Genomic DNA, 15,147 nt, shown 5'->3' on the forward strand with positions numbered 1-15,147 from the left:
TCGGTCAGATGTCGGCGAGCAGGACTGCCGGGCGTTCCACGCAGTCGGCCACGAAGCGCAGGAAACCGCCGGCGGTGCCGCCGTCACAGACCCGGTGGTCGAAGCTGAACGACAGCTGTGTCACCTTGCGGACGGTCAACTCACCGTCCACCACCCAGGGTTTGTCGACGATGCGGCCCACACCGAGGAGAGCCGCCTCCGGGTGGTTGATGATGGGTGTGGAGCCGTCGACGCCGAACACGCCGTAGTTGTTGAGGGTGAAGGTGCCCCCCGTCAGCCGGTCGGGCGGGAGGCTGCCGGTCCGGGCCAGCTCCGTCAACCGGGTGAGTTCTGCCGCCAGTTGGACTGTCGTGAGCCGGTGGGCGTCGCGGACGACGGGCACGACGAGGCCGCGGTCGGTCTGGGCGGCGAAGCCCAGGTGCACCTCGTCGAAGCGCACGATCTCCCGGCGCTCGGTGTCGACGGTCGAGTTGAGCTCGGGGTAGCGGCGCAGACCGGCCACACAGATACGGGCGAGCAGCGCCAGCAGCCCGACCCGGCGGCCCGGTTCGGCGGCTTCCATCGCCTTTTTGGCCTGGAGCAGGCCGGTGGCGTCCACATCGACCCAGGTGGTGGCGTCGGGGATCTCGGTCCGGCTGCGCGTGAGCTTGTCCGCGACGGCTTTGCGGATGCCGCGCAGGGGGATGCGGACCGGGCCGTCGGAGGTCGGCTCCGGGGCGGGTTCGGTCGAGGCGGGTGCCTGTCGGGCGACGGCCTGTTCCACGTCCCGCCGCAGGACGACCCCGGCCGGACCGGAAGGCGCCAGCACGGCGAGGTCGATGCCGTGGTTCCGGGCCAGCCGCCGGACGAGGGGCGAGATGACGCGGGGCGCATGCGTCTCCATGACCGGCACGGGTGCGGGCGTCTCCGGTGCGGCGGCCGTACGTCGGCGACGACGGCGCGGTGCCGGTTCGTGCCCGGTGCCGTAGCCGATCAGGACGTTGCCGGAACCGGCCTGTTCCTCCTCGCGGTACCGTTCGGCGGCGGTGTCCGGGACGGCCGGTTCCGGCGCTGCGGGTGCCGCCGCTCCCACCGTGATCAGCGGTTCGCCCACCCCCAGCGGCGTTCCCGCCTCCACGTGCAGTCGCAGCACCGTGCCCGCGTACGGCACCGGCACCTCGACCGCGGCCTTGGCGGTCTCCACCTCGACCACGATCTGGTCGATCGTCACGGTGTCACCGACGGCGACCTTCCACTCGACGATCTCGGCGTCGGTCAGTCCTTCGCCGAGGTCGGGCAGCCGGAACACCTGCTCGTCCAGTGTCGCGGTGGTCATGCGACCGCTCCCTTCACCAGGTGCCGGGTGTCGGGCTCGTCGGCGAACTGCAGGCGGTCAACGGCGTCGAGGACGCGGTCGACGCCGGGCAGGTGCGCGTGCTCCAGCTTCGGCGGCGGATAGGGGATGTCGAATCCGGCCACCCGCAGTACGGGAGCCGCGAGCGAATGGAAGCAGCGCTCCTGCACGCGCGCGGCGATCTCGGCGCCCACCCCCGCGAAGCCCTGGGCCTCCTGCACGACTACGCAGCGCCCGGTCCTGCGGACCGACTCCGTGACCGTCTCGTCGTCGAAGGGCACCAGGGTCCGCAGGTCCACCACCTCCAGCTCGATCCCGTCCGCTGCGGCGGCCTCCGCGGCGGCCAGGGCGACCGGGACCGAGGGGCCGTAGGCGACGACGGTGGCGTCACGCCCCGCCCGCCGGATCGCCGCCCGCCCGAACGGCAGCGCGCCGCGAGTCTCAAGGTCGGTGTCCTCGCGCGACCAGTACAGCTTCTTCGGCTCCAGGAACACCACCGGGTCGGGGTCCGCCACCGCGTCCCGCAGCAGCCAGTACGCGTCCTCTGCCGTGGCAGGGGTCACGACCTTGAGGCCGGGGGTGTGCGCGTAGTAGGCCTCGCTGGAGTCGCAGTGGTGCTCGACTCCGCCGATCCCGCCCGCGTAGGGGATACGGATCACCAACGGCAGGCCCATCCGTCCGCGGGTGCGGTTGCGCGTCTTGGCGACGTGCGAGGCGATCTGCTCGAACGCCGGGTACGCGAACGCGTCGAACTGCATCTCCACCACGGGCCGGAAGCCGCCCATCGCCATGCCGACCGCCAGCCCGACGATGCCGGCCTCCGCGAGCGGGGTGTCGAAGCAGCGCTGCTCGCCGAAGTCGCGGGTCAGCCCGTCGGTGATGCGGAACACCCCGCCGAGCGGACCGACGTCCTCGCCGAAGACGAGGACCCGTTCGTCCTCGCGCAGCGCGTCACGCAGGGCGGTGTTGAGCGCCTGCGCCATCGTGACCTTGGCCATGGTCGTCAGTCCTCCTGTGCCTGGGTGGTGTCGGCGAGTTCTGCCGCCATCTGGGCGCGCTGTTCGCGCAGTTGGGGGGTCGGCTCGGCGTAGACGTGGTCGAACAGCTCCAGCGGGTCGAGCACGGAGTCCGCGTTCATGCCGGCGCGCACTCGCGCGGCAAGCTCCTCGGCCTCCTCCCGCAGCTCCGCCACGTCCTCGTCGGTGAGCGCGCCGCGCGAGCGCAGGTACGTCTCCAGCCGGTCGACGGGGTCGGCGGCCCGCCACTGCTCGACCTCGTCGTCCTCCCGGTAGCGGGTGGCGTCGTCGGCGTTGGTGTGCGCGTCCATGCGGTACGTGTGCGCCTCGACCAGGACGGGGCCGTGGCCTGCCCGGGCATGCTCCACGGACGCGGTCAGCACCGCCAGCACCGCGACCAGGTCGTTGCCGTCGACCTGCTCGGAGCGCACCCCGTAGCCGATGCCCTTGTACGCCAGGGCGGGCGCCGCGGTCTGCCGGGCCAGCGGCACCGAGATCGCGTACTTGTTGTTCTGCACGAAGAAGACGACCGGGGCGCGGAAGACGGCGGCGAAGTTCAGCGCCTCGTGGAAGTCACCCTCGCTGGTCGCCCCGTCCCCCACGAGCGCCATCGCCACGCCGTCCTCGCCCTTGCGGCGCAGGGACTCGGCCATGCCGGTCGCGTGCAGCACCTGGGTGGCCAGCGGGGTGCACTGGGGGGCGGTACGGGTGGCCGCGGGGTCGTAGCCGCAGTGCCAGTCGCCGCGCAGCAGCGTGAGCACCTCCGCGGGGTCGATGCCGCGGGTCACCAGGGCGACGGAGTCGCGGTAGGTCGGGAACAGCCAGTCGTCGGGGCGCAGGGCGAGTACGGCGCCGATCTGGCACGCCTCCTGGCCACGGCTGGACGGGTAGACCGCGAGGCGGCCCTGCTTGGTGAGGGCGGTCGCCTGGGTGTCGAACCGGCGGCCCAGGACCATCCGCCGCCACGCCTCGAGCAGGGCCTCGACGGGAGGCTCGGTGTAGTCGGCCGGTGGCCTGGCGACCGGTGTGCCGTCCTCGGCCACGAACCGCACCGGCGTCAGGGACGGCAGGAGGCCCTGGACCGTCTGGCGGAGGCTCTTCACGGACATGGAGGGCGCTCGCTTTCTCTGGACACTTGACAGGAGAATGGTGGCCACTGGTGAATATGTGTTCAATAGCTCGGCAGGATCGGCGATGAACTGCCGAACACGATGGTCTGGGAGGACAAAGTGTCCGAGGAAAACTCACTGCCGGGGGCAGTGGCCGGACGAACTGCCGTCCCGCTCGACGACATCGACCGGCAGATCCTGAGCCGGCTCCTCGAGGACGGCCGGATCTCGGTCCGCGCCCTCGCAGAGCAGGTGCACATCTCCCGGGCCAACGCCTACACCCGCATCGGCCGGCTCGTGGCCGAGGACGTCATCACGGGCTTCACCGCGCAGCTCAATGCCCAGCGGGCGGGCCTGGGCACGAGCGCCTACGTCATGCTGGGAATCGAGCAGAACGCCTGGCGGGACATCTCGCGGGAACTGCGCGAGATCCCCTACGTGGAGCATGTCGCCCTCGTCACCGGCGACTTCGACGTCCTGGTGCTTGTCCGTGCCCCGGACAATCTCGTGCTGCGCCAGGTGGTGCTGGAGAAGATCCAGGGGATCCCCGGAGTGCGCTCCACCCGCACCTGGCTCGTCTTCGACGAGGTGCGGGGGCGCGGCGCCACCTGGACGCACTGAGGACCTGCGCGGTCATACGTCGGCCAGCGCGGCGTCGACCTCGAGCCGGGTCGGTGCCGGGACGGGAGCCGACGGCGGGGCGTGCCGCCGGGAGCGCACCACGCGGAACCGGCCGGTGACGAAGTTGACGCCGGAACCCGGCAGTTCGGCGAGGGCCGAGGACGGATCGGCGGGCAGGTCGTCCAGGTTCTCCACCAGATGCACCCCGGCGTCCAGTGCGGCAGTCCCGGCCGCCGCCAGCACCAGCGGGTCGGTGGAGTGCACCGAGGCGTACAGCGCTCCGTGCCGCGCCACGGTACGGCGCAGGAGCGCGAGGCTGTGCGAGGTCGAGTCGGTGCCCACCAAAAAAGAGACGAGCCCGGGCCACTCGCGTGTGTAGACGCGTTCGTCGGACGCACGCAGCCGCACCAGCAGCGGGCTGCGCAGGTCGGCGTACGGGTGGTCGGGATGGGCCACGGAGCCGGAGGCGTGCAGGACCGGGCCGTACCGTGCGGCATCCGTCAGGGCGCCGCGTACCTCGTCGGCGGTGATCGCGCCCAACACCCTTGCCGCGCGGGACGGATGGCCGAGCAGCCGGTCGACGGCGTCGCCGAGGTCGGCCCCGAGGTCCCGCAGCGTCTTGTGCCCCTCGTCGGTGGTGAAACCCCGCTCCGGAACCAGGATGTTCTGCGGCGTGGTGCGCACCGTCCCGTTGCACCGGCACGAGGCGAGGGCGAGGCCGCGGACCAGGCCCCGGTAGTCGTCGGTCGAGTCCACGACCACGGTGTTCAGTCCGGTCCGGTTGGCGAACACGGTCGCCTGGCGGGCGTGTTGCTCCAGCCAGTCGGCGAAACGCGCGGGGCCCGTGTAGTCGACGATGCGCACCGCCGGGTCCGTGGCCAGACGCCGGTGCACCTGCCGTTCGGGTTCCGCCACCGCCAGGCTCACGAGGTCGGGGGAGTGACCGGCCTCCGCCAGCACCTGCCGGGCGACCCGCACCGTGATCGCCAGCGGCAGTACGGAGCGCGGGTGCGGAGCCACGACGACCGGGTTGCCGGTCACCAGGCTGGCGAACAGACCCGGATATCCGTTCCAGAGCGGGAAGTCGGGACAGCCCACGAGCAGCGACACCCCGCGGGGCACCAGAGTGCAGGTGCCCTGCAACGGTTGCCCGCCCCGTTCGGTGCTCTGCCAGTGCAGGTCGGCCGGGACGCGTTCCGATTCGGCGAAGGCCTGGGCCACCGCCTCCAGGGCACGGTCCTGAGCGCGTGGCCCGGCGGCGCGCAAGGCTCCCTGGAGGGGCTGGCCGGTGGTGTGATGCACCGCGAGGGCCAGTTCGTGGCTGCGGGTGTTGAGCCGGCGCAGGATCTCCACGGCGAGTCCGGCGCGCTGGTACGGTTCGGCGGCCCGCCAGCCGGCCGCCGCGCGCCCGGCCGCCGCGACCAGCTCCGCGGGATCACAGCGCAGGTAGTCGATGGGCGGGGCGAGGCCGTACGGGGACGACTCCGTGCGCACACGGCCGAGCTCGCCGGGCTGCCCCAGTTCGAACGGCCGCCCCAGCAGTGAGCGGAACACCTTCCCCGCGGTGCGGGTCGACCTCATACCCGCGTCGGCCGCGTCCTGGCCGGTCGCCTCGGTGAAGGGGCGACGGCACTCACCGGCGGCGATCGCGCGAACGACGCTCTGCAGCAGCTCGCGATGGCGCTCGTAGGGACCGGGGCGCATCGCCGTCAGCCCTGCCGGCTCGCCGCGAGCGCGAGGAAGGCGTCGTTCTCCTCCGGCAGCCCGATCGTCACCCGGACGCCCTCGCCGGGGAACGGGCGCACCACGACCTTCCCGTCCGCGCAGTGCCCGGCGAAGGGAGTGCTGTCCTCGCCGAGCGGCAGCCAGACGAAGTTGGAGCGGGAGTCGGGCACGTCGTGGCCCAGTGCCCGCAACCGCCCGGTGACACGGTCGCGTTCGGCGACCGTGAGGGCGGCCCGCCGGGTGACCTCCGCGCCCTCACCGAGGGCGGCCACGGCGGCCCGCTGGGCGAGCGCGCTGACACTGAACGGCACCTGCGTGCGGCGCACATGCGCCGCGATCCCGGGCGGCGCGACGCAGTAGCCGACCCGCAGCCCAGCCAGGCCGTACGCCTTCGAGAAGGTCCGCAACACCGCCACGTTGGGCCGGTCACCCAGGAGGGCGAGCCCGTCGGGGACCAGGGCGGGATCGGCGTATTCCCGGTACGCCTCGTCGACGACGATCAGCACATCCCGCGGCACCCGGTCCGCGAAGTCGGTCAGGGCCCGCGCCCCGACCGCCGTGGAGGTCGGGTTGTTGGGGTTGCACACGAAGACCAGCCGGGTCCGGGCGGTGATCGCCGCGGCCATGGCGTCGAGGTCGAGGGTGTGCTCACGCAGCGGCACCCGCACCGCCGTACCGCCTGCCACGGAGGTGAGGATCGGGTACGCCTCGAACGAGCGCCAGCCGAAGACGACCTCGTCACCGGGCCCCACGACGGTGTGCAGCAACTGCCCGCACACCTCGGAGGAACCGGCACCCACCGCGATCCGGTCCGGCTCGACCCCGTGGTGCGCCGCCAGAGCCTCGATCAGCGAGGCGGCGTGCAGATCGGGGTACCGCGAAACGCCGCCGGCGGCCTCGGCGAGGGCTTCGGCCACCCCCGGCAGCAACCCGTACGGGGATTCGTTGCTGGCCAGCACGACGGCGCCGGGCAGTTTGCGGCCCGGGACGTAGGCGGGCAGCTGGGACAGGGACGCACGGACACGCACCATGCTGGTCTCGCTTCTGCAGCGCTGGGACCCGAGGCCTGGCCGTCGGGCACTTGACAGGGCACAGCGTGAAGAGCGGACGACAAGCGCTCAACTGTTTGGGAAATTCGGCTACGAATCGCCGGAAACCAGGGTGCTGATCGGCAAACCGTCTTCCGGCCGGCCCTGCCGGACCTTTGCCACGAGACGGACGGCACGCCCTTCGCCGTACCCCCGAGCCCCTCCTTGATCACGGGACGGACACAGCGGGCCATCGAGGCCCCCGCCGCGGTCAGGAGACCAGCAGGCTGCTCGCCGTCCGAACCACGCGACGTCCGCGGCCCGCCCCCTTCCGATCGAGGGAGACCATGCACAGCACCCACACCCGCTTCCGCCACGCAGTCCTGACGGCGGGCGCGACGGCCCTCGCGCTGCTCGCGACCGGCTGCTGGTACGCGTCCACGGGCGCGCGGACCGGCGGCTGCCGCGACGTGGGCGACTGGTCGGGACGGGAACAGGCGGCCTGGCTGCGGACCGCGGTCGCCTTCCACGGGACGACCGACGGGGCAGACCCGTCGTACGCACAGGCATCGGTCGTCGTCCGCGGACCGCGTACGGGCGATGTCCGGGTGCTGTGCCGACCGCTCGCCGTCCAGGTCGAGTTCTGGACCTTCACGGCCACGACGACGAGGCCGGAGATGTCGTTCGTCATGCGCTACGGACTGTCCGCGGACGGCGGCAGAACCCGAACCGTCGCTTTCCCGGCCGGTCTTCCCACCGGACAGGACGGCACCTGCGTCCGGGTCCTTGTCGCGGCCTACGCGGGCACACCTCTGGCCGGCGGAGAACTGCCTGAGCTGACAGCGGACTTGGCCACGGCCGGGGACGTGGACGTGCGGTTCGGGACGGCACGGATCGGTGTGCACCGGCTGCTCCCGGCACAGGGTCCCGCGCAGTGCCACGCGGGCCGGTCGACGCCGAGACCGTCACCCACCGCGTCGACCGGCTGGGACATCTACCATCCGTGACGCGGTCAGTTCTGTCCGTCGGCCGCGGCCGGGATGGCTGGGACCTTGCTGGTTTCCCACGGCATCGGTTGGTCGTGACTGTCTTTGTTCTCACCCGCCAGGTGTATTGATCACGAGCGAACCTCAGAGGTCGGGCTGGTTCGGAACGCCCCTCATCCTGCTGAGCAGCCCGGATCCGGCCATCGACGCCAATCTCGCCATCGCGCTGGATGCTCTGCCGGCCGAGAACAGCGTGACCCGGGCTGCCGCACGTCTGCACACCTCGCCCGCCGCCATGAGCCGCACCCTGGCCCGGCTGCGCCGCATCCTCCAGGACCCCCTCCTGGTCCGGGCCGGACGGGCCATGGTCCCCACCCCACGCGCTCAGGCCCTGCGTGAGGAAGCCGCCGCCGTGGTGCGCAGCCTTGGAGCTCTGCTCAGCGCTGGCGCGAGCGTCGACCCGGCCGGCCTCCGCAGCACCTTCACCCTCCAAGCCGCCGACCTGGTCGGCGCGGCGCCGGCCCCTGGACTGCTGCAACTGGCCCAGCAGGAGGTGCGGGGGGTCTCCTTCCGGGTCCGGGCCGAAGAACTGGAGGCCGGTCCCGCACTGCGCGACGGCCGAATCGACCTGGAGGTCGGATCCATCGACCACGTGGACCCGGAAACCCAGGTCGAAGAACTGGTCAGCCTCCGCATGGTGGCGGCCGTACGGCCCGGTCATCCGCTCACCGAAGGGCCGCTGCCCCCGGTCCGGCTCGCCGCACCCCACACGTCGCGGTCAGCCGGCGCGGCCGGTTCACCGGCCCCCTCGACACCGCCCTTGGCGAGCAGAACCTCCAGCGGCGGGTCAGCGTGGTCCTTCCCAGCCATCTGGCCGCGATGACCCTCGCAGCCCGCAGCGATATGGTCTGCCTCGTACCGGCCGCGCACTGGCTCCGCAGAGCCGTCCGCCGAGTTCTCTGCGCGCCGACGGTCGAGTGTGACCCGCAGGCAACTTACCGACGAGCAGCGGAAGGTGATTCAGCGCTACCTGTCCGCTGGTGCGGAATGTCCGTCGCGTGCGTCGCTGGCTGAGCGATCCGAGGTGGCCGTACGCGTCGAGGGGGTTGACCGCGGTGAGTGGCATCGTTAACTTTCGACAGGTCCGCCACTTGGACAGTGTTCACGATATCGAACGACGTTGGTGTCCTGTCGAACCTTTGAGTGGTGGCTGGGCGAAATCAACAGCGCCTCCCGTCGAAAACGGCAAGTGTGTAGCCATTCCTGATGGTGGGAGCGCTCCCATCATCCTTGAGGAGGAAACGTGACGCAGAGCCGCAATAAGCCTTTGAGCGGGGAGAAAAGTTCGACGAGCCGCAGGACCGTCCTGGCGACATTAGGGGCCCTGCCTGTTCTCACCGCCGCGACGTCGGTGACGAGAGCCTCTGATGCGGGGGCCGTGACGGCTGCCGCTACGGCGGTCATCGACCCGTCGGCAACGCGGCAGACGATCCGCGGCTTCGGCGGCATGAGCCACGCAGCCTGGATCGGCGAACTCACAGCGGCCCAGCGGGACACGGCGTTCGGGACCGGAGACGGGAGGCTCGGGTTCTCCGTGCTGAGGATCCCGGTCCCCGAGGACCGGGGGGCCTGGAACCGCGATCTGGCGACGGCGAAGCGCGCGGTCGAGCTCGGCGCCATCGTCATCGCCTCGCCATGGAATCCGCCCGCTTCCATGGTCGAGACCTTCGTCCACGGCAGCCAGACCAACGCGCGACGCCTCAGGTACGACATGTACGGCGCCTACGCCCAGCACCTGAACGACTTCACCACGTACCTGCGGAACAACGGAGTGAATCTGTACGGCATATCTGTGCAGAACGAGCCCGATTACGCGCAGGACTGGACGTGGTGGACGCCCACCGAAATGGTTCGCTTCCTTCGGGAGAACGCCGGCTCCATCGGGACCAGGGTCATCGCGCCCGAGTCCTTCCAGTACCTGAAGAACATGTCGGACCCGATTCTCAACGACTCGGCGGCACTCGCCAACGTGGACATCATCGGGGCGCACCTTTACGGCACGCCGTTCGCGAACTTCCCTTACCCGCTCTTCAAGCAGAAGGGCGCGGGTAAAGAACTCTGGATGACGGAGGTCTACTACCCCAACAGCACGGATTCGGCGGACCTCTGGCCCCAGGCACTCGACGTGGGGGAGCACATCCACCGTGCCATGGTGGACGCCGAGTTCCAGGCCTACATCTGGTGGTACATCCGGCGCAGCTACGGCCCCATGCGCGAGGACGGCAAGATCAGCAAGCGTGGCGCCACCATGGCGCACTTCGCCAGGTTCGTCCGACCCGGGTATGTGCGGGTCGAGGCGACGGCGAAGCCGGCAACGGATGTCTACGTCTCGGCGTACCGGGGCGGCGGCTCCACGGTCGTTGTCGCCGTCAACAAGGGGGCTGCCGCGGTGAGTCAGCAGTTCACCCTGGCGAACAGCGCCGGGCCCAGTGTCTCGTCCTGGTTGACCGACGCGAGCAGGAATGTCGCGTCCCAGGGGACGACCGCCGTATCGAACGGCTCCTTCACCGTCACGCTCCCCGCTCGAAGCATGATGACGTTCGTGATCCGCTGAACCCGGACTCCCGGCGGGAAGCACCCACCCCATCACCGACGTGGCGAAGGCCATGGGCATGATTCCGGGGACTTCTGCCGTCCCGTTCGAGTAGGCCTGGCTCGACGACGCTCTGTGGGCCTGCTGCTCGACATTGGCGACGAGCCCGTTCCAGACGTTGACCGTGCCACCGGGCCGTCATCGGCGCGCCGATCTCCCTCATGGGCTCTCCGCTCGCCGACTCCGGCACCGCGGTCGCCCGACCGCCGCCGGGTCCCTCTACCCAGGGTGTGCTGTCTCACCAGGCCACCGCTCCATGACGGTCACGGAAGGTTCCCGTCGGTCCGTCCGCCCCGATGGTGGCGAGTTCGACGATCGCATCGGTCCCTTCGGTCACCGTCTGCGGGCCGCTGTGCCCGTTGAAGTCGGTCGCTGTGTAGCCCGGGTCGGCCGCGTTCACCTTCACGTCCGCCCAGGCCTTCGCGTACTGCGTGGTCAGCATGGTCACCGCAGCCTTCGAGGCCGTGTAGAGCGGCGCTACGGGCCTTGACTCGACGCGCGCGGGGTCGTGGGTTGCCGCGAACGACCCCATGCCGCTGGACACATTGACGATGACCGGGTTCGCGGACTTGCGCAGCAGGGGCAGAAACGCGTGCGTCACCCGGACGATCCCCACCACATTGACCTCGAACACCGCGTCGGCGTGAGCGGCCGTGAGCCGGTCGGCGGGGATGTGTGGTTCGTGAACTCCTGCGTTGTTGATGAGGACGTCGATGCCCCCCTCGCGAGCCGCGACGTCGGCGGCGGCCGCGGCCACCGACGCGTCGTCGGTCACGTCGATCTGGACGAAGCGGGCACCGAGCGCGTCGGCTGCCGCCTGGCCGCGCCCTGGATCGCGAGCACCGATGATGACGGTGTGGCCGGTGTCGATCAATCGGCGGGCGGTCTCGTACCCGAGGGACTTGTTGGCTCCTGTGATGAACGTTGTTGTCATGCAGGCACTCTCGGCCCGTGCCGAGAGGACAACCAGTGCCCTCTGCGACGGTAGGACTGCCAGTACCAGGCACAACTGCTGTCCGCAGGACACAATGGCCGGGTGGACGAGACCCTTGGCACGGCGTTGCGCCGCTGGCGCGACCGGCTTTCGCCCGTCGACGTCGGGCGGACGTCCCGGCCAGGACGACGTGCGGCGGGCCTGCGGCGCGAAGAACTGGCCGACCTCGCAGGACTGTCGGTCGACTATGTGGTCCGGCTGGAGCAGGGACGCGCCACCAGCCCTTCGGCGCAGGTCGTCGCGAGCCTGGCCAGGGCACTGCAGCTACAGCCGATGGAACGCGACCACGCCTACCGGCTGGCCGGCCTCCTGCCTCCCCAGGAGGGAACGATCTCCACGCATGTGCCGGCGGGCGTCCAACGGATGCTGGCTCGCCTGGGGGAGTTTCCGGTGGGCGTGTTCAGTGCCGACTGGACCTTGCTGTCCTGCACTCCAGCATGGGCGGTGCTGCTGGGCGACCCCAGCGCACGGACACGCGCCGAGCGGAACCTGGTGCGGGCGGTCTTCGCCGTGGGATCCAGAGGGCTCGCGTCCTGGCCCGTGCTCCAGGGCGGCGACACCCTGAACTCCGCCCTCGTCGCCGATCTGCGCACGGCTCTCGTCAACTACCCCCGCGACCGTGGACTGGCCGACCTGGTTGAGGAACTGCGCTCCACCAGTGCGGAGTTCACCCGGCTGTGGGACGAGGGTGCGGTCGGCCCGCACGTCTCGGCCCGCAAGACCATCGTGCACCCCCAGGTCGGCGAGGTGACGTGCGACTGCGACGTGCTCACCGTCCCGGGCTGCGACGTCCGCCTCGTCGTCTACACGGTGGCCGCGGGTTCCGCCGACGCGGAGAAGCTGGACTTCCTGCGGGTCACGAACGGTGTCAGCGCCGACGGGTCCTCGCCGCGGGCTCCACATCGCTGAGTCATGACTGGGTGCCGTCCATGGCCACCCGGTTGGTTTCCGGGGGAGTTGTGCGTGGCCGAGGTCGGGTCATCGGGTCGGCCACAGCCGCACCGTGGCGTCGAGACCGCCCGTGGCCAGGGTCCTGCCGTCCGGGCTGAAGGCCACCGCGTTGCCGTGCCGTGCCGTCGCGGCCTCCGGTGGCCAGGGTCCTGCCGTCCGGGGCGAACGCGAGGTCCAGGGTTGGCCGGGGGTGAGGCAGGGCGATGCTGGTGCGATCGGCGATGTTCCCCAGGGACGTGGCGAACGTGCCGGTCATGGCCGGCGTCCTGCCGACCGGGCCGAAGGCCGCCTTCGTCAGGTCTTCGACCTGGTCGGGCCAGGGGGTGGTCGCGGTGCCCTCGGCAACGTCCCACAGCCGTAGCGTGCTGTGGGTGCCCTGGACCACGGACAGCCCGGCGGCCGGCGTGTTTCCGTCCGGGCTGAATGCCAGGCTGCCGGCGTGGCCGTGGGGGGAGAGGGAACACGGTCTTGCGGCGCTCGGTGGCGCTGTTGGCTCTCGATTCGATCACCGCGACCGGTTACGGCCGCGCCGGTGGCAGCGAGCGCGGCGAGCAGCAGCGTGCGGCGCCGCACCGCGGCGGGGGGCTTCACCGGCGGCCGACCGGGTTGCGGTCGTGTTCCGACGGCCGAGCCGTGGCGGGAGTGTCGACCTCAGCGGTCTCGACGGAGCCCATCGGCGTACCTCCGGTCTTGGAGCAGTCTTCGAGGAAGGGAGCAGTACTAACCGGAGTGGTGGACAAATGCGGCAGCGGCGTCGGCGCAGCCCCAGGCCAGCGTGACTCCGGCGCCTCCGTGGCCGTAGTTGTGCACCAGCCGTCGTATCCGGCCGGGCGGGCGGGGGTCGGTCTCCAGGCGGACGCCGCTGTCCCGCCAGGGGCGTAGGCCGACCCGGTGGCCGAGGACGGGGGCGCCCTCCAGCTCCGGCAGCAGCTCGGTGCAGCGGCGCAGAATCGCCGCGGCGGTGGCCGGGGACGGCGTGGTGTCCCACTCGTTCAGCTCGAAGGTGCCGCCGAGGACGACGTCCCTGCTGCGGGGGTGGACGTAGGTGTGGCCGTCGGCGTTGTCCTCGTCGCGCACGGAGGTGTGCAGCCCCGGGTTGGCGACGAGGACCAACTGCCCTCGCGCCGGCCGTACTTCGGTGTCGCCGGACAGGGCGCGGGCTGCCAGGCCGGAAGCGTTCACCACCACGGGAGCCCATACGCCCGCCTGTTCGAGGGCGTCGATACGACGACGGATCAGTGTGCCGCCCGTTGCGTCGAAGGTCTGCTGGAGCCAGGGCAGGTAGTGGGACATCTCCACGGTCGGAACGGTGAACTCCCAGCCGCCGGTGAACGGAGCCCGCACCTCGTCCTCGCGCAGGGTGTGCAGGTCGGGGAGGGCCGAGGCCCACCAGGGAACGTCCTGGCGCTCGCCGCGCAGCAGCATGCGGGTGGGGCGCATGACCACGCCGGGCACCCCGTTCGCGGCCTGGCGAGCGAACTCGTCATAGGTGCGGGTGGCCCAGTCCAGCACGCGCGTCTCGAACCGTGTACGGGTCGGGTACCAGACGGCCGCGGCGACCGAGGACGTCGTCGTGGCCGATGGCTCGGCCGCGACCAGGGCCACGCGGGCACCGTTCTGCTGCAGTCGCAGCGCGGTGGTGAGCCCGATGACCCCGGCTCCGACAACGACCGCGTCGAACTTGTAGCCCATGGCTCTCCCTTGATCGCCGAACCGTGTGCGTCCCACTGTCGGCGGGCAGTTGCAGACCTGTCCAAGACCAGTCATGTCCAACGCCATAAGACCTGCTTATAGTTGAGGATGGACCTGCGGCGGCTGCGGTATTTCCTCGTGCTGGCCGAGGAGTTGAACTTCACGAGGGCCGCGCACCGACTGCACATCGCCCAGCCCGCTCTGAGCCAGCAGATCAAAGCATTGGAACGGGACATTGGCGCACCGCTGCTCGAACGCAACAGCCGGGGCTGTCGGCTGACCGCCGTCGGTGAGGTTGTGGCCCGCGAAACCGGCGAACTGCTGGCCCACGTGGCCGCGTCGCAGGAACGGATCCGTGCGGCCGTCGGCGGACAGCGGCGGCAACTGCGCCTGGCCCTGACCCGCTCCGCTCGCGGTGGCCCGGTCGACGCACTCCTCACGGAGTTCCGGGCCCGCCATCCGGACGTGGATCTCGTCGTACGCACCGGGTGGACCTCGCACAACATCACCGAGCTGCTGGCCGGGAGGCTGGACGCCGCCTTCGTACGGCCGCCGCTGGACGGCGAGGGTCTGGAGTGCCGGCACATCGCCCGCGAGGAACTCCTTGTGGCCGTCCCCGCGGAGCATCCCCTCGCCCGCGAACGAAGGATCACCCGCGGGCAGATCGCCGCAGAACCCGTGATCCTCTGGCCGCGCGAGAACGCCCCTGGAATGCACGACGTGATCTCCCGGCAGCTGTGGCCCGACGGCGGGCCGCGCATCGTGCGGGAAGAGCCCGACGACGAGCAGCTTCTCCTCAGCGTGGCCGCGGGCGTCGGCATCGCGCCGGTGCCCGAGGGGCGCGCCCGCGCGCTGCGCATACCCGGAGTGCGGCTCAAGCACGTGACCGCACCCATGCCCACCGTGGAACTCGCCCTGGCCCACCGGCCGGCAGGCGCCGCACCGGCGCTGCAAGGACTCCTCGGCCTGGTCGGCACCCTGCTCGACGAATGAGCCCAGGCCGGTCATGGGAGTGGGGGCAGCGAGAGCGTCGCGGCCG

12 protein-coding genes and 2 pseudogenes are annotated in these 15,147 nt (G+C 71.0%); 6 read left to right on the top strand and 8 right to left on the bottom strand.

The genetic code is table 11. The annotated features are described in order from the left end of the window. Window positions 1-4: 4 nt before the first annotated feature. Genes QF027_RS46335 through pdhA form a run of 3 tightly spaced genes read right to left on the bottom strand, consistent with a single transcriptional unit; the run spans window position 5 to window position 3,458 of the window. A complete protein-coding gene (locus tag QF027_RS46335) occupies window positions 5-1,315 on the bottom strand; it encodes a dihydrolipoamide acetyltransferase family protein (RefSeq protein ID WP_307081585.1) in 1,311 nt (436 codons plus the stop codon). Next, window positions 1,312-2,331 carry an alpha-ketoacid dehydrogenase subunit beta gene (locus QF027_RS46340; RefSeq protein WP_306972841.1) on the bottom strand — a complete coding sequence of 340 codons (1,020 nt, stop codon included), beginning with the start codon at window positions 2,329-2,331 and terminating at the stop codon, window positions 1,312-1,314. The genes QF027_RS46335 and QF027_RS46340 overlap by 4 nt, the downstream gene beginning before the upstream one ends. Before the next feature lie 5 nt (window positions 2,332-2,336). Then, complete coding sequence (gene pdhA, locus QF027_RS46345; protein ID WP_307081586.1) at window positions 2,337-3,458, bottom strand: pyruvate dehydrogenase (acetyl-transferring) E1 component subunit alpha; 1,122 nt, start codon at window positions 3,456-3,458, stop codon at window positions 2,337-2,339. Between the two features lie 102 nt (window positions 3,459-3,560). Between pdhA and QF027_RS46350 the strand changes: the two genes are divergently transcribed. Continuing rightward, the gene (locus tag QF027_RS46350) at window positions 3,561-4,079 is read left to right on the top strand and encodes an Lrp/AsnC family transcriptional regulator (RefSeq protein ID WP_373430916.1); all 519 of its coding nucleotides are present in this window, start codon (window positions 3,561-3,563) and stop codon (window positions 4,077-4,079) included. Window positions 4,080-4,091: 12 nt separating this feature from the next. On the opposite strand, the gene QF027_RS46355 is transcribed toward QF027_RS46350, so the two are convergent. Together QF027_RS46355 and hisC are read right to left on the bottom strand one after the other, a co-directional pair. Beyond that, entirely contained in the window at window positions 4,092-5,783 is a 1,692-nt protein-coding gene (locus QF027_RS46355) for an aldehyde dehydrogenase family protein (RefSeq protein ID WP_306972838.1), read from the bottom strand. 5 nt (window positions 5,784-5,788) lie between these two features. Beyond that, a complete protein-coding gene (gene hisC / locus QF027_RS46360; protein ID WP_306972837.1) occupies window positions 5,789-6,835 on the bottom strand; it encodes a histidinol-phosphate transaminase in 1,047 nt (348 codons plus the stop codon). Window positions 6,836-7,179: 344 nt separating this feature from the next. On the opposite strand from hisC, the gene QF027_RS46365 reads away from it, so the two are divergent. From QF027_RS46365 to QF027_RS46375, 3 genes and pseudogenes are all read left to right on the top strand, one after another. Continuing rightward, window positions 7,180-7,839: a hypothetical protein gene (locus tag QF027_RS46365; protein WP_307081589.1), complete on the top strand. Its 660-nt coding sequence runs from the start codon at window positions 7,180-7,182 to the stop codon at window positions 7,837-7,839. A 160-nt stretch (window positions 7,840-7,999) separates the two neighbouring features. After that, a pseudogene (locus tag QF027_RS46370) lies at window positions 8,000-8,745 on the top strand (LysR family transcriptional regulator); the annotation flags it as partial. A 511-nt stretch (window positions 8,746-9,256) separates the two neighbouring features. Beyond that, window positions 9,257-10,432 (top strand): glycoside hydrolase family 30 beta sandwich domain-containing protein, encoded by a 1,176-nt coding sequence (locus QF027_RS46375; RefSeq protein WP_373430915.1) that lies wholly within the window; start codon window positions 9,257-9,259, stop codon window positions 10,430-10,432. Window positions 10,433-10,709: 277 nt separating this feature from the next. Here the strand turns inward: QF027_RS46375 and QF027_RS46380 are convergent, their stop codons facing one another. After that, on the bottom strand, window positions 10,710-11,405 hold the full coding sequence (locus QF027_RS46380; RefSeq protein ID WP_307081591.1) for an SDR family NAD(P)-dependent oxidoreductase: 696 nt from the start codon (window positions 11,403-11,405) through the stop codon (window positions 10,710-10,712). 102 nt (window positions 11,406-11,507) lie between these two features. Between QF027_RS46380 and QF027_RS46385 the strand changes: the two genes are divergently transcribed. Next, complete coding sequence (locus QF027_RS46385; RefSeq protein ID WP_307081593.1) at window positions 11,508-12,374, top strand: helix-turn-helix transcriptional regulator; 867 nt, start codon at window positions 11,508-11,510, stop codon at window positions 12,372-12,374. 81 nt (window positions 12,375-12,455) lie between these two features. On the opposite strand, the pseudogene QF027_RS50065 reads toward QF027_RS46385, so the two are convergent. Beyond that, window positions 12,456-12,591: pseudogene (locus QF027_RS50065) on the bottom strand (hypothetical protein); the annotation flags it as partial. A 545-nt stretch (window positions 12,592-13,136) separates the two neighbouring features. After that, window positions 13,137-14,108: an FAD-dependent oxidoreductase gene (locus QF027_RS46395; RefSeq protein ID WP_307081597.1), complete on the bottom strand. Its 972-nt coding sequence runs from the start codon at window positions 14,106-14,108 to the stop codon at window positions 13,137-13,139. A gap of 108 nt (window positions 14,109-14,216) precedes the next feature. Between QF027_RS46395 and QF027_RS46400 the strand changes: the two genes are divergently transcribed. Next, window positions 14,217-15,101 (top strand): LysR family transcriptional regulator, encoded by an 885-nt coding sequence (locus QF027_RS46400; protein WP_307081599.1) that lies wholly within the window; start codon window positions 14,217-14,219, stop codon window positions 15,099-15,101. Window positions 15,102-15,147 lie beyond the last annotated feature (46 nt).

Origin of the sequence: Streptomyces canus (assembly GCF_030816965.1) — a bacterium.
Classification (GTDB): domain Bacteria; phylum Actinomycetota; class Actinomycetes; order Streptomycetales; family Streptomycetaceae; genus Streptomyces; species Streptomyces canus_E.